Origin of the sequence: Streptococcus pseudopneumoniae, assembly GCF_001073085.1 — a bacterium.
Lineage (GTDB): Bacteria > Bacillota > Bacilli > Lactobacillales > Streptococcaceae > Streptococcus > Streptococcus pseudopneumoniae_M.
The window spans coordinates 11,961-28,115 of the sequence record NZ_JVFV01000023.1 but is presented as its reverse complement, the minus strand read 5'-3'; the positions used below and the strand labels follow the sequence as shown (position 1 = coordinate 28,115).

The 16,155-nt window shown below is 39.7% G+C and carries 25 protein-coding genes; all 25 read left to right on the top strand.

Annotated elements, in window-relative coordinates; genetic code table 11:
• Positions 1 to 144: 144 nt before the first annotated feature.
• Positions 145 to 324: a hypothetical protein gene (locus tag ADH90_RS11565; RefSeq protein WP_049530193.1), complete on the top strand. Its 180-nt coding sequence runs from the start codon at positions 145 to 147 to the stop codon at positions 322 to 324.
• Positions 321 to 1,271 (top strand): recombinase RecT, encoded by a 951-nt coding sequence (locus ADH90_RS04810; protein WP_049530192.1) that lies wholly within the window; start codon positions 321 to 323, stop codon positions 1,269 to 1,271. Before ADH90_RS11565 ends, ADH90_RS04810 begins: the two co-directional genes overlap by 4 nt.
• A 5-nt stretch (positions 1,272 to 1,276) precedes the next feature.
• Entirely contained in the window at positions 1,277 to 2,110 is an 834-nt protein-coding gene (locus tag ADH90_RS04805; protein ID WP_049530191.1) for a PD-(D/E)XK nuclease-like domain-containing protein, read from the top strand.
• A gap of 223 nt (positions 2,111 to 2,333) precedes the next feature.
• Positions 2,334 to 2,858, top strand: coding sequence for a hypothetical protein (locus ADH90_RS10810; protein ID WP_049530189.1), 525 nt, complete (start codon positions 2,334 to 2,336; stop codon positions 2,856 to 2,858).
• A gap of 176 nt (positions 2,859 to 3,034) precedes the next feature.
• A complete protein-coding gene (locus ADH90_RS04790; protein WP_049530188.1) occupies positions 3,035 to 3,367 on the top strand; it encodes a hypothetical protein in 333 nt (110 codons plus the stop codon).
• Positions 3,364 to 3,879: a phage protein gene (locus ADH90_RS04785; RefSeq protein WP_049530187.1), complete on the top strand. Its 516-nt coding sequence runs from the start codon at positions 3,364 to 3,366 to the stop codon at positions 3,877 to 3,879. The genes ADH90_RS04790 and ADH90_RS04785 overlap by 4 nt, the downstream gene beginning before the upstream one ends.
• 11 nt (positions 3,880 to 3,890) lie before the next feature.
• Entirely contained in the window at positions 3,891 to 4,043 is a 153-nt protein-coding gene (locus tag ADH90_RS11380) for a DUF7204 family protein (protein ID WP_162837477.1), read from the top strand.
• An 87-nt stretch (positions 4,044 to 4,130) separates the two neighbouring features.
• Positions 4,131 to 4,679, top strand: coding sequence for a DUF1642 domain-containing protein (locus ADH90_RS04780; protein ID WP_049530186.1), 549 nt, complete (start codon positions 4,131 to 4,133; stop codon positions 4,677 to 4,679).
• 184 nt (positions 4,680 to 4,863) lie between these two features.
• Positions 4,864 to 5,124: a DUF1372 family protein gene (locus ADH90_RS04775; RefSeq protein ID WP_049530185.1), complete on the top strand. Its 261-nt coding sequence runs from the start codon at positions 4,864 to 4,866 to the stop codon at positions 5,122 to 5,124.
• Positions 5,121 to 5,498 carry a YopX family protein gene (locus ADH90_RS04770; protein ID WP_049530184.1) on the top strand — a complete coding sequence of 126 codons (378 nt, stop codon included), beginning with the start codon at positions 5,121 to 5,123 and terminating at the stop codon, positions 5,496 to 5,498. The genes ADH90_RS04775 and ADH90_RS04770 overlap by 4 nt, the downstream gene beginning before the upstream one ends.
• A gap of 122 nt (positions 5,499 to 5,620) precedes the next feature.
• Complete coding sequence (locus ADH90_RS04765; protein WP_239681986.1) at positions 5,621 to 6,169, top strand: GcrA cell cycle regulator domain protein; 549 nt, start codon at positions 5,621 to 5,623, stop codon at positions 6,167 to 6,169.
• Between the two features lies 1 nt (position 6,170).
• Positions 6,171 to 6,440 carry a DUF3310 domain-containing protein gene (locus ADH90_RS04760; protein ID WP_049530183.1) on the top strand — a complete coding sequence of 90 codons (270 nt, stop codon included), beginning with the start codon at positions 6,171 to 6,173 and terminating at the stop codon, positions 6,438 to 6,440.
• Positions 6,430 to 6,663 carry a helix-turn-helix domain-containing protein gene (locus tag ADH90_RS04755; RefSeq protein ID WP_049530182.1) on the top strand — a complete coding sequence of 78 codons (234 nt, stop codon included), beginning with the start codon at positions 6,430 to 6,432 and terminating at the stop codon, positions 6,661 to 6,663. Before ADH90_RS04760 ends, ADH90_RS04755 begins: the two co-directional genes overlap by 11 nt.
• A 113-nt stretch (positions 6,664 to 6,776) precedes the next feature.
• Positions 6,777 to 7,136 (top strand): DUF1492 domain-containing protein, encoded by a 360-nt coding sequence (locus tag ADH90_RS04750; protein ID WP_049530209.1) that lies wholly within the window; start codon positions 6,777 to 6,779, stop codon positions 7,134 to 7,136.
• A 1,143-nt stretch (positions 7,137 to 8,279) separates the two neighbouring features.
• Positions 8,280 to 9,191, top strand: a complete 912-nt coding sequence (locus tag ADH90_RS10580; protein ID WP_053092373.1) for a site-specific DNA-methyltransferase — start codon at positions 8,280 to 8,282, stop codon at positions 9,189 to 9,191.
• Positions 9,192 to 9,287: 96 nt separating this feature from the next.
• The gene (locus ADH90_RS04740; RefSeq protein WP_049530181.1) at positions 9,288 to 9,755 is read left to right on the top strand and encodes a DNA methyltransferase; all 468 of its coding nucleotides are present in this window, start codon (positions 9,288 to 9,290) and stop codon (positions 9,753 to 9,755) included.
• Between the two features lie 29 nt (positions 9,756 to 9,784).
• Positions 9,785 to 10,234 (top strand): hypothetical protein, encoded by a 450-nt coding sequence (locus ADH90_RS04735; protein WP_049530180.1) that lies wholly within the window; start codon positions 9,785 to 9,787, stop codon positions 10,232 to 10,234.
• Positions 10,218 to 11,477, top strand: a complete 1,260-nt coding sequence (locus ADH90_RS04730; RefSeq protein WP_049530179.1) for a PBSX family phage terminase large subunit — start codon at positions 10,218 to 10,220, stop codon at positions 11,475 to 11,477. The genes ADH90_RS04735 and ADH90_RS04730 overlap by 17 nt, the downstream gene beginning before the upstream one ends.
• A gap of 2 nt (positions 11,478 to 11,479) precedes the next feature.
• The gene (locus ADH90_RS04725) at positions 11,480 to 12,871 is read left to right on the top strand and encodes a phage portal protein (RefSeq protein WP_049530178.1); all 1,392 of its coding nucleotides are present in this window, start codon (positions 11,480 to 11,482) and stop codon (positions 12,869 to 12,871) included.
• Positions 12,858 to 14,339 carry a minor capsid protein gene (locus ADH90_RS04720; RefSeq protein WP_049530177.1) on the top strand — a complete coding sequence of 494 codons (1,482 nt, stop codon included), beginning with the start codon at positions 12,858 to 12,860 and terminating at the stop codon, positions 14,337 to 14,339. Before ADH90_RS04725 ends, ADH90_RS04720 begins: the two co-directional genes overlap by 14 nt.
• Complete coding sequence (locus tag ADH90_RS04715; RefSeq protein WP_049530176.1) at positions 14,326 to 14,568, top strand: hypothetical protein; 243 nt, start codon at positions 14,326 to 14,328, stop codon at positions 14,566 to 14,568. The genes ADH90_RS04720 and ADH90_RS04715 overlap by 14 nt, the downstream gene beginning before the upstream one ends.
• A gap of 75 nt (positions 14,569 to 14,643) precedes the next feature.
• Positions 14,644 to 14,907 (top strand): hypothetical protein, encoded by a 264-nt coding sequence (locus ADH90_RS04710; protein WP_049530175.1) that lies wholly within the window; start codon positions 14,644 to 14,646, stop codon positions 14,905 to 14,907.
• Between the two features lies 1 nt (position 14,908).
• Entirely contained in the window at positions 14,909 to 15,160 is a 252-nt protein-coding gene (locus tag ADH90_RS04705) for a DUF6275 family protein (RefSeq protein ID WP_049530174.1), read from the top strand.
• A gap of 93 nt (positions 15,161 to 15,253) precedes the next feature.
• Positions 15,254 to 15,466, top strand: a complete 213-nt coding sequence (locus tag ADH90_RS04700; RefSeq protein WP_049530173.1) for a crAss001_48 related protein — start codon at positions 15,254 to 15,256, stop codon at positions 15,464 to 15,466.
• Between the two features lie 104 nt (positions 15,467 to 15,570).
• A complete protein-coding gene (locus ADH90_RS04695; RefSeq protein ID WP_049530172.1) occupies positions 15,571 to 16,155 on the top strand; it encodes a DUF4355 domain-containing protein in 585 nt (194 codons plus the stop codon).

Here is a 16,155-nt window from a genome sequence, read left to right as displayed (position 1 = left end):
CGAGTTCTGGAACTTGGGAAGGTGTACGCTCATGTTTGATTACGATAGAGATATGATGCAACCGCCTGAACCACGAGAAGAACTTGACCCTAGCGAGTACATCTATATTGGATGTGGTCAGTATCGATATGTAGGTGATGAAATATGATTCAGGAGCTACACGAAGAAATCGACAATTGGAGATCTGAGTATATGCATCTCGGCCGAGAACTCGGAGAAATTATCAACGAACAACAAAATATTATTTTAAAATTGCAAAACGAAAACAGACGTATAAAACGTGAGAATTGGAACCTTAAGAAGACGAAAGGAAGAAAGAAATGACAAACGAACTAACACACAAACAATTTTTTAACTCACCAGCAGTGAAACAGAAATTTTCAGAAGTGGTAAATGGCAACGGTCAGCAATTCGTGGCCAGTCTACTTAGCATCGTAACAAATAACAACCTACTAGCTAAAGCTACCAATGAAAGCATCATGACCGCTGCTATGAAAGCTGCAGTCCTTAACTTGCCAATCGAACCTAGTCTTGGTTATGCGTACATCGTACCTTACAAGAACCAGGCGCAGTTCCAAGTTGGGTATAAAGGATTGATTCAGCTTGCACAACGAAGCGGACAAGTCACACGTTTAAACGCTGGAGAGGTCTACGAAAGCCAGTATAAAGGGTTTAATCCTCTGACTGAAGATCTTGAAGTGGACATGACTGCTATTCCAAAAGAAAACGAAAAAGTCGTTGGTTACTTTGCATTCATGCGATTGGCTAATGGTTTTGAAAAGACTGTCTTTTGGACCAAAGAACGAGTCCAAGCTCACGGCAAGAAGTACAGTCAGTCATTCTCTAGTAAATATAGTCCATGGCAGTCTGATTTTGATGCCATGGCTCGTAAAACTGTATTAAAGCACATGCTTTCAACCTACGCCCCTCTTTCTACTGAATTGCAGGAAGCTATCGCTGCAGATAACACAGACAGTACAATTTCAAACAAGAACGAAATCAAAGACGTCACTCAAGAACCAGTTGCTGAAACATTGGACGGTATCCTAGGAACTCCTAGCGAGCCCACAGAGAGCGATAATGTGGTAGATGGAGAATTTACCGCAGAAACCAAAACACCCCCAAAAACGGCTAAAAAAACGGCAAATCCTGACAAGGTAGCTTCTACCGAATACCCAGCAGATGAGATCCCAGATTTTGACGAAGAAACGGGCGAAGTTTTGGAAGAGTTCAGCTTCTTTGAGGGGAATACGACCAATATTAAGGAGTAGTAGCCATGGAAGAACTAACACAAGAGAACTACTACCGAGACACAAGCTGGTTGACCAACTCACGCTTCAAACGGTATCAGCAATGCCAAGCGAAGGCATTCGCTTTGGATAGTAGCGAATGGACCGAGGAGAGGGATGAAACGCCCTTGCTCCTCGGAAACTACGTTCACAGCTATTTCGAAAGTCCAGAAGCGCATCAGCAGTTCATGGATGAAAATGGCGAGAAGCTACTTGCCAAGACTGGAAAAAATAAAGGAAACCTCAAATCCGATTTTCTAATTGGCGACAAGATGATTGAGAGCCTAAAAGACGATGAAGGCTTCAACCGCTTGTATCATGGCTACTCATCGGATGAAGTTCAAAAAGAATTGATTGTCTATGGCAAAATTGAAGGAGTGCCAGTCAAAGGTAAGCTAGATAGTGTTAATCTGAGCCGTGGCTACTTTGTGGATTTAAAAACCATGAAGTCTATCTATGCCGAAGAATGGAGCGCAGAACTCAAGAAGCGAGTTCCCGCTGCAGTCAATAACATTTTGAATTTTGGGTATCATGGGCAGCTTGGTCTGTATCGTGAACTTTTAAAACAAATGACAGGTAAGGATTTTAGACCTTACATCGTGGCAGTCAGCAAAGAAACCGTACCAGACCGTGAAATTCTGAAAATCGATGATGAATGGCTTGAGGAAGGTTTGGAAAAAATCAAGTCCGAAATCGTCGAAGTTTGGGACGTGATTCAGGGCAAAAAGAAGCCTACAAATTGCGGGCATTGTGACTACTGCAGAAGCCAGAAGAAACTAAATGCAGTCGTTACTCTGAACGATCTGATTGGAGGATTCTAGTGATCTATCTCTACGAAAACCACCTAGGCGGCCGGTACACTCTAGATTGCTACGAAGAGCCAGATTACTGCGAAACATGCGGGGAATACGATGAGTACATCGGCTCATTTCGTAGCATGGAAGATGTTGCTCTGAAGCTATTGAAAGAGGGTGCTTCAGACAAGGAAATCCGGCGAACAACTGGATTGAAAATGATTGTTAAATTTGAAAAAGTGGGGGAAAAATGAAAATCTACATTGAACAAGATGACGTAAAATTGAGTTTTGAGCGAGCGCAGGAACTTGATTATCAAACATTATTCAAAGCCTATCAGATGGTTACAGGGGCTGATGAAATCCTTGAGGATTTAACTCAGAAAGAGCCTGAGAGTGCGGGGACTGTTTTAAAAATTGATGATGAATTCAAGCGGAAATTAACTGAAATTGATGCTGTCGATATCAGAAAAGTAAAGGACAAGTTATCAGAAAAATTTATCGGAAGTACAGCGGTTTCGCAGAAACCAAGTGAGAAGGTAGATGTTGATTTGCAATGCCCGTTTTGCGGATGTGCGAAGCGGTGGAAAGTCCCACCTTACTTTACTTTTATGAATTGTCCTGACTGCCAAGGCTCAATTTTCTTGTCTTGGGCGACAGGAGTCAAAGGCGAATTGGATGACAATGGATTTTATTTCAGAGGGGACAGCCCGATGAAGTTCAAAGAGCAGACAGATGAATTCGAGGATATGTTTGCTGTTGAAAAATCAAAATAACCCAAAACCAACTGTTTCCATTTTGGAAACAACTCAAAATTAAACAAGCCGTGTATTCTTGTAAAACTGCGAACTAGAAACACGTCAGTAAAGGTCATGTGACCTTGGACGAGCGACTGCCCGTATTTAGCCAAACTCACACACAAAGGCAGTCGCATTTTTTTGGAGAGGAATAAATGCTAAATAAAATCGACATCCCAGGAACAACTATCACACTCGAAATCGTGGACAAGACCATCACGATCACAAATAAAATTGAATATGATATGCAGATGCATTTCAGAAATACGGACGCAGATGCTTCTCTTGATACAAGTGGCGACGTGTTCGAGCCTCTCTACTGGCTAGATATTAAGGCGACGCCGAAGAAGCCAACAGAATACCATTCTAGCTTAGGAGTCAAGGCAGAGAAACGGAATTTGGCTGAGCTTCAGAAGTTCTTTGAGTTCATAGAAAACAACAAGAGGAATCTCTTTGATCTTTGCGGTATCAAGGGAGAACTGCAATGAAATCTCTGACATTATCGTTAGACGTTTCAACTACTGCGACAGGATGGGCCGTATTTCACGGCTCTGACCTTGTCCAGAGTGGTGTCTTAAAACATAAAAGTAAATCGTTCTTTGAACGTGGGCGCTTCATGGCTAGCGAATTGCGAGCAATTCAATCGAGAGCGCTCCAGAAGTACGACTGTCATTTTGAATCGATTGTGGTCGAGAAGAACTCGGTCATGGGGCCAAATCAACAATCTATGATCAGTATTGGAATTGTGACAGGAATTATTCTTGGACGGTTGGTTGCTGATAATGTGTATTTCGTGAATGTGTCGACCTGGCGCAAGTATTGGGAGTTCAGCTACAAAGACCGTAGCAAGAAGTCAATGAAGCTGCAGGCCGTTGCTAAGGTTTCGGATGAATTCAACCTGAACGTCAAAGACGACGAGGCTGATGCCATTCTGATTGGTTCGTATTTCGTAAACCATGGCCACGAATTTGGAGGCCTGGAAAGCCATAAGATAAGTTGAGAGGTAGAAATATGAGTTATACTGTAACACTATATTTTGACAATATGGTAGATGAGACCCACTTCTTTAAGAAAGAGGGAGATGCTGCTAAATGCAAGGCTCAGCTTGAGAGCAAGTATCGAGGAGAGCGATTGTATCGAGTCAAACTCGAAAAGGTGGAATAATGAGTTTAAAACAGACGTTACCCGAAGGCTACAAGCAATCAATCAAGAGGAACGAAGAACTGAGACATAAAGTGAAGGAGTTGGAAGATGAATAAGCAGGAATTGATTAAAGCAGTTATTGAGTTACCAGTAGATTGCAGTGGCCTTAGACCTAAGATTGATAAATTAACAACGTTGGAATTGATAAAGTTATTAAACGAACCGCAACCAGTCAAAGTACCTCAGTTTGTGGCGGATTGGATTGAATACTGTAAAAGAGGATTAAGTATAAGACAAGCGATATCGCAAGTGTATGTGAGCAATGAGGTTGATGATTGGTTGACGGAAGTTGATGCGGATGGTGCTTTTGTAAACCAAGAAACATTCGCTCGTGCATGGCTTGACGGCTACGAGGTTGAGGAGAAAAAATATAAAATTACACTTCTAAACCGAAATGACGGGGACTTATATCTCATCAACCAAAATGCAGGAGTATCTGATAAATATGGACATTTTTCTCCCGTAGTACTCCTTTTTACAAAAGGGACTAATTTTTCAGAACAGTGCTATGAACTCACGAAAAAGGAAGTAGCTTCGAATGGCTTCGGCTGGGTGTTTGATTGCCCAGGGATACAGATTGAAGAGGTGGAAGGATGAAGCAACTATTCTGCCCAAATTGTAATTCAACGTCTTCAGTACATCACCATACTGATTGGCGACATTTCGATAATTCGACCGGTCGATTGAAACCGGTCAGCGTCGTGCTATGCTTAGACTGTAAAACGCTATTTATCGACGATCGATCTTGGTAAAATAAATATTTAAAAGGGGAGGTTACAGAATGAAACGATTTATCGCTGGCTGGATCCTGCTATCTGCTGGGTTGAACATCTGGCAGATGGACAGGATTCGAGATTTAGAAAAGAAGAAGCCGATGGTTATCTATAAAGCTGATAACGCAGGCGCCGAGATATTCGGTAAGGTTGTCGAGAAAGGACGACATGGAAAGCTATACACGCTTACGATTCGTGATTACGGGGTGTTCGTGGTTACGGAAGAAGTCTATAACAAGTTTAGAATTGGAGATGAGGTGAAATTATGATGCCAAAATTTAGAGCGTGGGATACCACAAATAAAGAGATGTTTAAAGATACTTTCGCAATAACAGAAAGTGGACAGGTTGTAGTAGTTGACCAATCCTCTGTCTTTGTTAGTCCAGATTATGTTTTTGTTGATCATCTGGTCGTCATGCAATCAACAGGCTTCAAGGACAAAAACGGCAAGGAAATCTTTGAGGGGGATATTCTTGGTACAAAAAATGGATTGTTGAATGGTGTAGTCGAGTACAGAACTGATTTAGGAATGTGGACTAATAGTTTAATCAGATACAATAATTTTGAGAGATTGTATCATATAGCTGGCGATAGAGAAATCATCGGCAACATCTACGAAAATAAGGAGTTACTAGATGCCTGACGTAGAATGGATTATGGAGCATTGCCATATGATGCGCGACAATGGTTGTTGGGGAGGAGAGAAGCAGATTTCCTACGCTAGTCCGGATGGGCAGTACACGTATTACATCAACAAGCGAAAAGATGGAACGTATTATTTACATGGGGCAAGTAAACATTATGGCAGGACGTAGATGGACAGAAGATGAGGTTGATTATATTTTACTAGCCCACAACGATAATGAGAGTACGGTTGAAGAGGTCGCTGAATTTTTAGGTCGTACAGTTAGTTCTGTCCGATGTAAGTCTGAGATAATAAACAAAGGAAAAGGCCAGTTTACAAAACGACATTGGCAGGATGAAGAAATAAGAATTTTACGGCGCTATTATCAAAAAGTTCAAGATTTAAACCAGCTAGCTAAAATATTAAATCGCAGTTTAGATGCAGTGGTTATAAAAGCGAACAAACTAGGACTACCTCACAGAAGAAAGAAATGGGATGTGTCAAAACACGATATAGAAACACTTGGGGAAATGGGTATGAGCTGTAGACAAATAGCATGCCAATTAGACAGACCGCTTCATCTGATTAGAGCAGTGGTCTATCATTATAAAATACCTGTCGGAAAAGAAGAAATTCAACATCATCCTTGGAATTTTGACAATGATATGATTTTTATGAGGAGGAATTAAAATGAAAGAAAAATCTTATGAACAAGTTTTGGAAGAATTTAACGATGTTGATAAAATCAACAACCCTAGCCATTATAAGGGGAAATTCGGGCTTGAAGCCATTGAAGTTGTTAAGAATTTTGCTTTTGGATTAGAAGGAGTAGAAGGATTTTACTGGGGCAACGCAATCAAGTATATGTTACGCTTCCAGAAGAAAAACGGTCTTGAAGACCTGAAGAAAGCACGCAAGAACCTTGATTGGTTGATTGAGGAGATGGAACATGGACTATGAACAACCACTAACCAAAAGACAATGCGAGTTATTTGCATTCATGCTAAGGCAAAAACGAAAAGACAATAAGATTACTTTGAAAGAATTAGGAAATAAGTTAGGTTATTCAACTGCAACAATCTCGAATTGGGAGAATTTAAAGGCTGTGCCTGATTTATACAACGTTGAAGATGTAGCTACTTATTTCAATCTGCCGATGAACGTCTTTGTCGGGGAAAAATAAAAAAAGCCAAGACACTCTCTGTCTCAGCTATAATCTCAATAATATTATTATACCACAAAAGGAGATAGAGAGTGAAGGCTAAAGAGCTTTTAAGCGAATTGCAAAATCTTGACATGGATATCCAGAGTCGTATCGACGAAATCAACGAGCTTGAGGCTGGTCTGCTCTCAAGTCCTAAGTGGGCCGATGCGAAGGTTAAGAGCAGTCAGACCAGAAAAGTTGATGATGTATATGTTCAACTTATCACGATGAAGGATGAAATTGAGAAAGATACTAATGTTGCAATCAATCGCAAATTGGAACTAGGCCGCATGATTAACAAGCTGACTAATCCAAAGCATAGGACAATCCTGAGGATGACTTATATCAATAAAGGTACGGCTGATAGTATTTGCTATGATTTAAAAATGAGCCGTACAACCTATTACAGATTAAAAAACGAGGCTATTTTAGCCCTGGAAGAAGTCATCTGATGTTATAGGTTCAAAATGGGACTATTTGGGACGGCACGGTTCTAAAAATCTGTTAGAATGGTAGTATCAAATGCTGAAGCAAATGATACTCCTTTATGAAAACCGAGGCTACGGCCTCTCTAAGGCGGTGACGGGTAAGTGGTTTTGTCTCCTAATTTTAATAAGCTTCTTTTATTCGGTTCGACTCCGAACACCGCCGTTAAAGACTACAAAAAAATCAGAAATTTTATTTCTAATTAACAAACGAGGTAGTAGTCGCCTTGCACTTTTAGGGCTTAGCCTAGATAATCTGTGGTAACTCAGGAAAAGGATGTTTTTAAATCTATCAAACTTCCTGCCAGCAATGGTCAATCTAAGCAATTTAATCTTAACTATTTCAGTTTTGGAATAGGTGGGCGAAGTTAAAGCAGAAAGATTCCAACGGCAAGGTGCTGAGGAAATGCAAACGTGGCAGTTTGGCTGTGAAACGAGTCTATAAGAGGAAAGAGGTATTTGGTTCGAGGTGCAACAAGAGCTTAATACCATATCTTACAAAAATTGGGTGCCTCCCAAAAGTATGTAAGGTGAGTCGATTGTCCGCAAAACAATCGATAACAAGCAGGCGCTGTGCATTTTGTTCTTCAAAAGAGAATGAAACACATGGCGATGCGTGTCTGTGATAGATGAAAGATGATTTTTATATTTTAAGGCTATTCAAGATAGAAAAAAACTCAAAAAAGCAAAAGTCATCGCCCGTCACAAACGAAAGTGTACTTCGGCAATTAGATTGCCTGCTCAAGTCTCGCAAGGATAAGAGTAAAGTCAAAGAGTAAAGCAGCTTAGACTTTTAGCGGGGTCTTCGTTAATTGAAAAATGGCTTAGTAGTTTGCGATGTAAGGAGTGATTGGTCTAACCAATCGTGCATGAGTGATACAAGTAGGAATATTTGTGGACAAGATAATAAACTATAAGTTGTCAAAAGTCACTCGCTTAAAGCAGTAGTCTCATGCTGATTAATGGTTATATGGTAGACGGATTAAGTCCTGTTTAGGAAATTGAGACGTCACAGGTTCGAGTCCTGTCGTTCCAATTGCGATTTTAATTCGCAGAGAGGTCTTCATTAAGTCACACAAGCGTGTGGCTTTTTTGTTTGTGGAGGAAATGATGAAAATTGAATTGTTAGCTATAGATAAAATCAAAATGTATGAGAATAATGCGAAGCTACATCCTCGTGAACAGATTGAACAGATCAAGAAGTCTATTCTAGAGTTTGGGAATAATGACCCGATAGCAGTCGATGAAAACAACGTTATCATCGAAGGACATGGCAGGTATTTAGCGTTGTCTGAACTTGGTTATACAGATATCGAAGTTATTCGTCTATCTCATTTGACTGACGAGCAAAAGAAAGCGTACATTTTGGCCCACAATAAGTTGACGATGAATTCAGGCTTTGATATGGAAATTTTAGAGTTAGAACTCGAAGATATCACGAATATCAATATGGAAGATTTTGGCTTTGATTTTGAAGATATTGAAGAAATAGAAGAAGATATCGAAGACGTAGAACAAGATGAATATGACGAGGAATTACGAGAAACAAACATTAAACCAGGCGATATTTTCCAATTAGGGGAGCATAGACTATCTTGTGGAGATAGCACAGATGCGACGCATATTCAGAAGTTGCTAGATGGTGTCAAGGTTGACACAGTCTACACAGATCCTCCTTATGGAATGAAAAAGGAAAAGGATGGGGTGCGAAATGATAATTTGAATTACGATGACTTATTAGAATTCAACAAGAAATGGGTCCCCATCACGTTCGACGCTATGCGAGAAGTTGGGAGCTGGTATTGTTGGGGGATAGACGAGCCACTCATGGATTTATACAGCAATATCTTGCGTCCGATGAAAAAAACGCAGGAAATCACCTTCCGAAACCTTCTGACCTGGGACAAAGGAAATGCTCAAGGTCAAATGTCGAAGTACGCCAGAATGTACCCAATAGCAGATGAAAAGTGTCTTTTTGTCATGAAAGGTGTCCAAGGTTTTAACACGAACTTGAATAATTAATTCGAAGGCTACGAGGCAATCAGGAAGCCGCTAGCAGAAGCCGCTGAGCGCGTAGGATTGACATCGAAGAAATTGAAAGAGATAACAGGTGTAACAATGTACTCGCATTGGTTTACAAAATCCCAATGGTCGCTCATACCGTTTGAACATTACAAGAAACTAGCTGAATACTATGGTGAAGAATGGACGGCAGACTACGACCGTATCAAACAGGACTACGACCGTATCAAACAGGACTACTACGCGACCCGCGCTTTCTTTGACGCGACACATGCGAATTTCAATAATGTATTACATTTTAGTAGAACGAGTGGGGATGAGAGAGAGCGCGCAGGTGGACATGTAACTTCCAAACCACTCGCGCTAGTAGCGCTTATGCTCAAGTCATCAACTCGGAAAGGCGACGTTGTTTTGGATGTTTTCGGAGGAAGCGGTTCAACTCTTATCGCTTGCGAGAGGCTAGGACGGACGTGTTATATCAATGAATTAGAACCCAAATACGTCGATTTGATTATCAGACGTTGGGAAAAAGAGACAGGAAGAGAAGCTGTTAAATTGAATTGATTCTATTTTTTTGAAAAGGAAGTGAGGCGATGGCTAATGAGCAAAACTTGATAAAAAATTCAGAACGAACTCCGAGCGAACGCCGAGAAAATGCAAAAAAAGCGGGAGTGGCTTCAGGCAAAGTTCGTAGAAAAAAAGCGAACCTAAAAAAGGCTTTTGAGACAATCCTGCAAGCCGAAGTTGCAAGTCCAAACGTGAAGAAACAACTTGAAGAATTAGGTTTTGACTCAACTAATGAAATGGCTCTAGCTATGGTTATGATGCAGAAGGCTATGAAAGGTAACGTTAGAGCGTTTGAACAAATTAGCAAGCTGACTACAACAGATGCTAAAGATAACCTTGATAAGAAAGAACAAAAAGAGCGTATTAAAGCTTTGCAGATTAGAAATAAACGTGACGAAAGAACACTAGATAGTGATATAGCTAATAAACGAGTGATCGAAATTAAGGTAGGTGATTGGGATGCTGACGAAGACTAGGCCGAAAATCAATATTGTCATTCAATATCCTAGCAGAGTTTTTAATAAGCATATCTACGACAAGCTTAACGATTACTCAACTTTTACCGAAGTTCACTACGGTGGAGCTTCAAGCGGAAAGAGCCATGGGGTTATTCAGAAAGTAGTATATAAGGCTTGCCAAGATTGGAAGCATCCACGCAAGGTTCTATTCTTGCGTAAAGTTGGATCTACTGTGTATGACTCGATTTTTGAGGATATGAAACAATGTTTGGATAATTGGCAGTTACTCGACAAGTGCAAGGTCAACAATTCAGCATACCGAATAGAATTGCCAAACGGAGCTCAGTTTATTTTCAAAGGGCTGGACAACCCAGAGAAAATAAAGTCAATCAAGGGTGTGTCTGATGTCGTTATGGAAGAAGCCTCTGAGTTCACATTAGATGATTACACGCAGTTGACTTTGCGTTTAAGGGATAAGAAACACTTGAATAAGCAAATTTTTTTGATGTTTAACCCGGTATCGAAAGTAAACTGGACGTATAACGCTTTTTTTGTGAAGAAGCCAACAAATACAGTTGTTTATCATACGTCATACAAAGATAATCGTTTTTTAGACCAGGTTACAATCGAGAATATCGAAGAACTGGCCAACAGGAATGAAGCGTACTACAAGATTTACGCTCTGGGTGAGTTCGCAACTCTGGACAAGCTAGTCTTTCCGAAATACGAGAAGCGGTTACTGAATAAAAGCGAATGGGAGCATCTGCCGGCTTATTTTGGTCTTGACTACGGTTTTATCAATGACCCGTCAGCCTTGCTTCATGTACGAATAGACGATACTAACAAGCGTTTATACGTCGTTGAGGAATTTGTAAGAAAGGGATTGACGAATGACAAAATCGCAGAAAGTATCAAGGCCCTTGGGTATGCTAAAGAGCAAATCAGAGCAGACTCAGCAGAAAAGAAATCGAACCAAGAATTGCGAAATCTTGGAATTCCTCGGGTTATCGATGTGCAGAAAGGTCCTGGATCGGTTATGCAAGGGATCCAGTATCTCTTACAGTACGACTGGATAGTAGATGAAAGGTGCGTAAAGTTGATTGAAGAACTTGAAAATTATACCTGGAAGAAAGATAAGAAGACGAACGAATACATAAATGAGCCAGTAGATAGCTATAACCACTGCATCGATGCTATAAGATACGCTTTGCAAGACAGGATATATAAAACCAAAATTAAACTATTCAAAGGAGGTTTTTAAAATTGGCAAAAGTTTTTGTTAATAAACGAAAAGTCATCACGACAACGAGTGAGAAAGTGAATGAAGAAATCGTTACCAAGGCGATTAGGCTTCACATGAGCAAACTAGTCAAGAATTATGTTGAAAGTGAGGATATGTATCTCTCACAACATGAAGTCTTGAAAATGCCTAAAAAAGATAGTTGGAAACCAGACAACCGCCTGGTTTTTAATTACGCAAAATATATTGTAGACACGTTCACAGGCTACCAAATTGGTGTGCCAGTTAAAATCAAGCATGAAGACGAAGGCGTGAATGAATTTGTTGCCAAGTTCCGTAAGATCAACGATATGGAAGATTCAGAGTTTGAACTTGCTAAGATGTCTAGTGTATTTGGTCATGCGTTCATTTATGTTTATCAAGACGAATACAAGCAGACTAGAGCGACATATAACAGTCCAATCAATATGTTCATCGTGCATGATAATAGCATTGAAGAGCGACCACTGTTTGCAGTAAGGTACACGTTTAACGAGAATAGCCAAACAGGTGTCGGACAAGTTATCACGAATGATGAAGTGATTGACGCTACATTCTCAACTGGTGGTTCAGCAAGGTTTGGTGAGCGTACTCAACACATCTATAGTTCCATTCCAGTCGTTGAAGTGATTGAGAACGAAGAACGGCAAAGTATTTTTGAAAGCGTCAAGACCTTGATAAATGCTTTAAACAAGGCAGCAAGCGAGAAAGCGAATGATGTAGATTATTTCGCAGACGCTTATTTGAAGGTACTTGGCGTTGAATTACAGGAAGAAGATGCTGGCCAAATCAGAGAGAACAGGATTTTCAATCTTTGGAAAAATGGTGACGGACCGTTGCCTGAGGTTAATTTCTTAGAAAAACCAAGTTCAGACACGACGCAAGAGAACTTTATCAGTTTATTGAAAGAGTCTATTTTTGCTATTTCAATGGTTGCTAATATGTCTGAATCCGAATTTGGAAATTCATCCGGCACTGCTCTTGCGTTTAAGTTGCAGGCGATGGACAATCTAGCTCGCATGAAAGATAGAAAGCTACAATCTGCATTTAATCGCTTGTATCAGATTGTGTTTAGCGTGCCTTTGACAACGGTCTATGAAAATGCATGGACAGATTTGACCTATACATTTACTAGAAATGTACCAAGAAACATTCTTGAAGAGGCGCAGATTGTAGGACAGTTATCTGGACAAGTTTCAGAAGAAACTAAGCTATCTGTCCTATCTATCATAGATGATCCGCAGAAAGAAATCGAAAAAATGGGAAAAGAAGAGGAATCTATGAGCAATCTTGAGATTCGTTTAGAAAAACAAAAAATCTACTCAGACGCTGAAATAGATGAAAGTCAGAAAGTTATAGCAGATGTTGACCAATAAGTATTGGGAAGATAGGTATCGTGCTGAAGAAAAGGCTAGGGAACTAGCAGATAAGAGAGTAGCTTATCAACTGCACGGTGTCTATCAACAACACGCTAACAATATTCAGAAAGAAATAGATAGTTTTTGGCAAAGGTACGCTGATAAAGAAGGCATCACGAAGCTAGAAGCTAAACAGAGAGCTGATAGGCTCGATATGGTCAATGTTGAGTTTAAGGCTAGACAGTTAGTTGAACGTGCCAATCGCATAAGGGAACGTGGTCAGAAAGTAACGAGCGAGGATTTCACAAAGGCAGAAAACGACTTGATGAGATTGTATAATCTTAAGATGAAAACAAGTCGTCTTGAAGTGTTGCAAGCTAATATCAAACTACATCAATATGATTTGGCTTTGAGTGAGTTTGAAATCATAGATAAGCATTTGACTGAATCAATCAGACGAGAGAATCTGTTTAGTGCTGGTGTCTTGAATATGACGCTCGGAAGTTTTGAAGCTTCAAAAGTATCAGCAGATACGATTATATACGCTAATTTCAATAATGCGACGTGGTCTTCTAGAATTTGGGAAAGGCAAAGCGAGTTGAGAGATATCGTCAAGAAAGGTGTTACTGATACCGTTTTGAGAGGCAAAGGCACAAATGTTCTGATTAACAACCTTAGGAAAGAGTTTGATGTTTCGTATGGCTACGCTAGACGGTTGGCAGTTACAGAGTCAGCAAGGGTTTATTCAGAAGCACAGAAAACTAACTATGAGGCTAATGGTGTCGAAGAATATGAAATCATGACAGAATTAAAAGCGTGTCAGATTTGCCAACCGTTCAATGGGAAGATATTTAAAGTATCTGAGTTGGTTCCAGCATTGAACGCACCACCGTTTCATCCTAACTGTCGATGTACGACAGTACCGCATTTTAGGAAAGATTCAAAGCGCTATGGAATACGTGATGATACGGATTATAAAGCTTTGAACAACAAGTATGTTGCGAAAGACGGGGAAAAGATGTATAATCAGGGTATGGATAAGTTGGATTCTTTAGTCTCTAGCGGTTCAATAAGCGCTGCTCGTGGAGACGTAGAGAAACAAAAGAATGACTTCGCAGTAAGATACTACAATCAGTTGAGAAATTCGAACAGAGCAGACGTTGTGAAAAAAATGGTAAAAAGCAGTAAACTACCATATTCAACAGTGTTAAAAGCATTAGAACACATCCTAGACAATAAGTATTTATTGTGGGATTATGAAGCCTTTGAAGAAAGAATGATGAACTTTTATCCACATTATGATATGGCTCAAAGTTTCCAAAGGTTATACACGGGCAACCCAAAAGAGAGTGATATAATAATGCTACAACACGAGAGTCTTGAGTCGTACTACATGAATCATAAAAAAATGGATTATGATGAAGCTCATAAAAAAGCTAACATAAAATTTAATTATCAGGAGGCAAGTGAAAATGGCGAAGATTGATAAACAGATTATTACTTTGAGCAGGATTGAAGACGACGCCACTCTGCGACAATATTCTGCAGTGAGTGGAGAGTGTGAAGGCATTGCTACAGTGGATAAAAACACCTTGAATTACAGTTATACAGGCGACGATTTGGAAGAGTTTGCTTCGTTTGTAAAAGATACTTTAATTAAAAGCATCAAACTTGGCAAAAAATTGCCAGATAAATTTTCACACGGTTTTGGGTAAAAAAAATAACCAACAATTATCAAAGCACCTAGAAAAATCTAAGTGCTTTTTTCGTGCTCAGAAAGGATTGAAGAAATGAAATACAGAAAGAAACCTGTAGTAATTGAGGCGGTTCAGTTCGTAGATACTGAAGAATCAATTTTGAAATTGTCAGAGTTAGGATTGGATCCAGTTCGTGTAGATTATGCTGATTTGGATAATCCAGTTCTAAAGATAGAAACACTTGAAGGATTGATGGTAGCAACAGAAGGCGACTACATTATCAAAGGCGTGCAAGGTGAATTTTATCCATGTAAGCCTGATATTTTTGCAGAAACATATGAAAAAACGGAGGAATAAAATGTTAGAAAAAGCAAAACAATTGGCATCACAAGAATTTTCGCGCTTATCAGGTCGTGAAATCAAAGCAGAAGATTGCTTTGTAGTTTGGTTTAGCAAGACTTTACAAAATTGGAAAGCTCTTGTTAGTACGAACGCAATTACATCAAGCGAACCTTGTGGAAATTATGCAGAAATCACGCATAACGGAGACAAGAAAGAGACTTATGTGGATGTTTACGCCAAGGTTTCAAATCGTTCTATTAAAGATTAGGAGGTGATCCAGAATCTTGACTTGCAGGAATAGACTGCTATAAATCACTGTAAATTGCTATAAATTAGTGAATTGAAGAAAGGAGTAGAAAAAATGGTAGATTGGAAAGAAAGATTTAGAAAAGAATATCATGAATTGAGAGAACGATTCAAAAAAATAGACACGATGATTGGTCGATACGAAAAAGGGCAGCTAGAGTTTGAACCTAAATGCCCGATTGATTTGTTAAAGCGTCAGCGTTCAGTCATGTGGGATTATCTTTCGATTCTAGAACAGCGTGCGAAAATTGAAGAAATTAAACTATAAAACCTAACCGTATGGAATCCCGTACGGTTTTTATATTGTCCGAACTTTGACGACATTAAAAGCCAAGGATATCAGTCCACTCGGACTTAAAAGGAGGGCCTTAAATGGCAGAAGAACAAAAAACAACTGTAGAAGAACCTGAACTTGAACAAGCTAGCACTCAAGAAGAAAAAACTACAGAAAAAACATTCACACAATCTCAGCTTGATGAAATCATTCAGAAAGAAAAAGCTAAGGCCAAGCGTTCTGCTGAAAAAGAGTATCAAGCTAAGATGGATGAAGCCGAAAAGCTACGTCAGATGAACGAAACCCAGAAAGCAGAGTATGAACAGGAAAAACAAAAAGCATACATTGCTGAACTGGAAGCCAAAATCAATCGTAGCGGACTAGAGCGAGAAGCCTCTAAAATGCTTTCTGAAGGCGGTATTGTTGTAGATGATAAAATCCTAGGACTTGTCGTACAAGACACCGCAGAGGCTACACAGGAGGCTGTAGAAAGCTTTGTAGCTTTGGTGAATGACTTAGCCGATAAGAAAGTCGGTGAGAAACTAAAAGGTAAGACACCTAAGAAGATGGAAGATGTTTCTGATGGTGGAATTACCAAAGAACAATTTAACAAAATGGGTTATCAAAGTAGAAATGAATTACTACAAAATAACCCAGAACTATATCATAAGTTGAAAGGATAA

Bases quoted from the DNA above. Each gene is read 5' to 3' on its own strand.
- ADH90_RS11565 (WP_049530193.1), top strand. From the start codon at position 145: ATGATTCAGGAGCTACACGAAGAAATCGACAATTGGAGATCTGAGTAT.
- ADH90_RS04790 (WP_049530188.1), top strand. From the start codon at position 3,035: ATGCTAAATAAAATCGACATCCCAGGAACAACTATCACACTCGAAATC.
- ADH90_RS04710 (WP_049530175.1), top strand. From the start codon at position 14,644: ATGAAATACAGAAAGAAACCTGTAGTAATTGAGGCGGTTCAGTTCGTA.
- ADH90_RS04770 (WP_049530184.1), top strand. From the start codon at position 5,121: ATGATGCCAAAATTTAGAGCGTGGGATACCACAAATAAAGAGATGTTT.
- ADH90_RS04775 (WP_049530185.1), top strand. From the start codon at position 4,864: ATGAAACGATTTATCGCTGGCTGGATCCTGCTATCTGCTGGGTTGAAC.
- ADH90_RS04750 (WP_049530209.1), top strand. From the start codon at position 6,777: ATGGATATCCAGAGTCGTATCGACGAAATCAACGAGCTTGAGGCTGGT.
- ADH90_RS04735 (WP_049530180.1), top strand. From the start codon at position 9,785: ATGGCTAATGAGCAAAACTTGATAAAAAATTCAGAACGAACTCCGAGC.
- ADH90_RS04780 (WP_049530186.1), top strand. From the start codon at position 4,131: ATGAATAAGCAGGAATTGATTAAAGCAGTTATTGAGTTACCAGTAGAT.
- ADH90_RS04785 (WP_049530187.1), top strand. From the start codon at position 3,364: ATGAAATCTCTGACATTATCGTTAGACGTTTCAACTACTGCGACAGGA.
- ADH90_RS04705 (WP_049530174.1), top strand. From the start codon at position 14,909: ATGTTAGAAAAAGCAAAACAATTGGCATCACAAGAATTTTCGCGCTTA.
- ADH90_RS04715 (WP_049530176.1), top strand. From the start codon at position 14,326: ATGGCGAAGATTGATAAACAGATTATTACTTTGAGCAGGATTGAAGAC.
- ADH90_RS04755 (WP_049530182.1), top strand. From the start codon at position 6,430: ATGGACTATGAACAACCACTAACCAAAAGACAATGCGAGTTATTTGCA.
- ADH90_RS04760 (WP_049530183.1), top strand. From the start codon at position 6,171: ATGAAAGAAAAATCTTATGAACAAGTTTTGGAAGAATTTAACGATGTT.
- ADH90_RS04700 (WP_049530173.1), top strand. From the start codon at position 15,254: ATGGTAGATTGGAAAGAAAGATTTAGAAAAGAATATCATGAATTGAGA.
- ADH90_RS10810 (WP_049530189.1), top strand. From the start codon at position 2,334: ATGAAAATCTACATTGAACAAGATGACGTAAAATTGAGTTTTGAGCGA.
- ADH90_RS04810 (WP_049530192.1), top strand. From the start codon at position 321: ATGACAAACGAACTAACACACAAACAATTTTTTAACTCACCAGCAGTG.
- ADH90_RS04730 (WP_049530179.1), top strand. From the start codon at position 10,218: ATGCTGACGAAGACTAGGCCGAAAATCAATATTGTCATTCAATATCCT.
- ADH90_RS04805 (WP_049530191.1), top strand. From the start codon at position 1,277: ATGGAAGAACTAACACAAGAGAACTACTACCGAGACACAAGCTGGTTG.
- ADH90_RS10580 (WP_053092373.1), top strand. From the start codon at position 8,280: ATGAAAATTGAATTGTTAGCTATAGATAAAATCAAAATGTATGAGAAT.
- ADH90_RS04695 (WP_049530172.1), top strand. From the start codon at position 15,571: ATGGCAGAAGAACAAAAAACAACTGTAGAAGAACCTGAACTTGAACAA.
- ADH90_RS04720 (WP_049530177.1), top strand. From the start codon at position 12,858: ATGTTGACCAATAAGTATTGGGAAGATAGGTATCGTGCTGAAGAAAAG.
- ADH90_RS04740 (WP_049530181.1), top strand. From the start codon at position 9,288: ATGTACTCGCATTGGTTTACAAAATCCCAATGGTCGCTCATACCGTTT.
- ADH90_RS04765 (WP_239681986.1), top strand. From the start codon at position 5,621: ATGGAACGTATTATTTACATGGGGCAAGTAAACATTATGGCAGGACGT.
- ADH90_RS11380 (WP_162837477.1), top strand. From the start codon at position 3,891: ATGAGTTATACTGTAACACTATATTTTGACAATATGGTAGATGAGACC.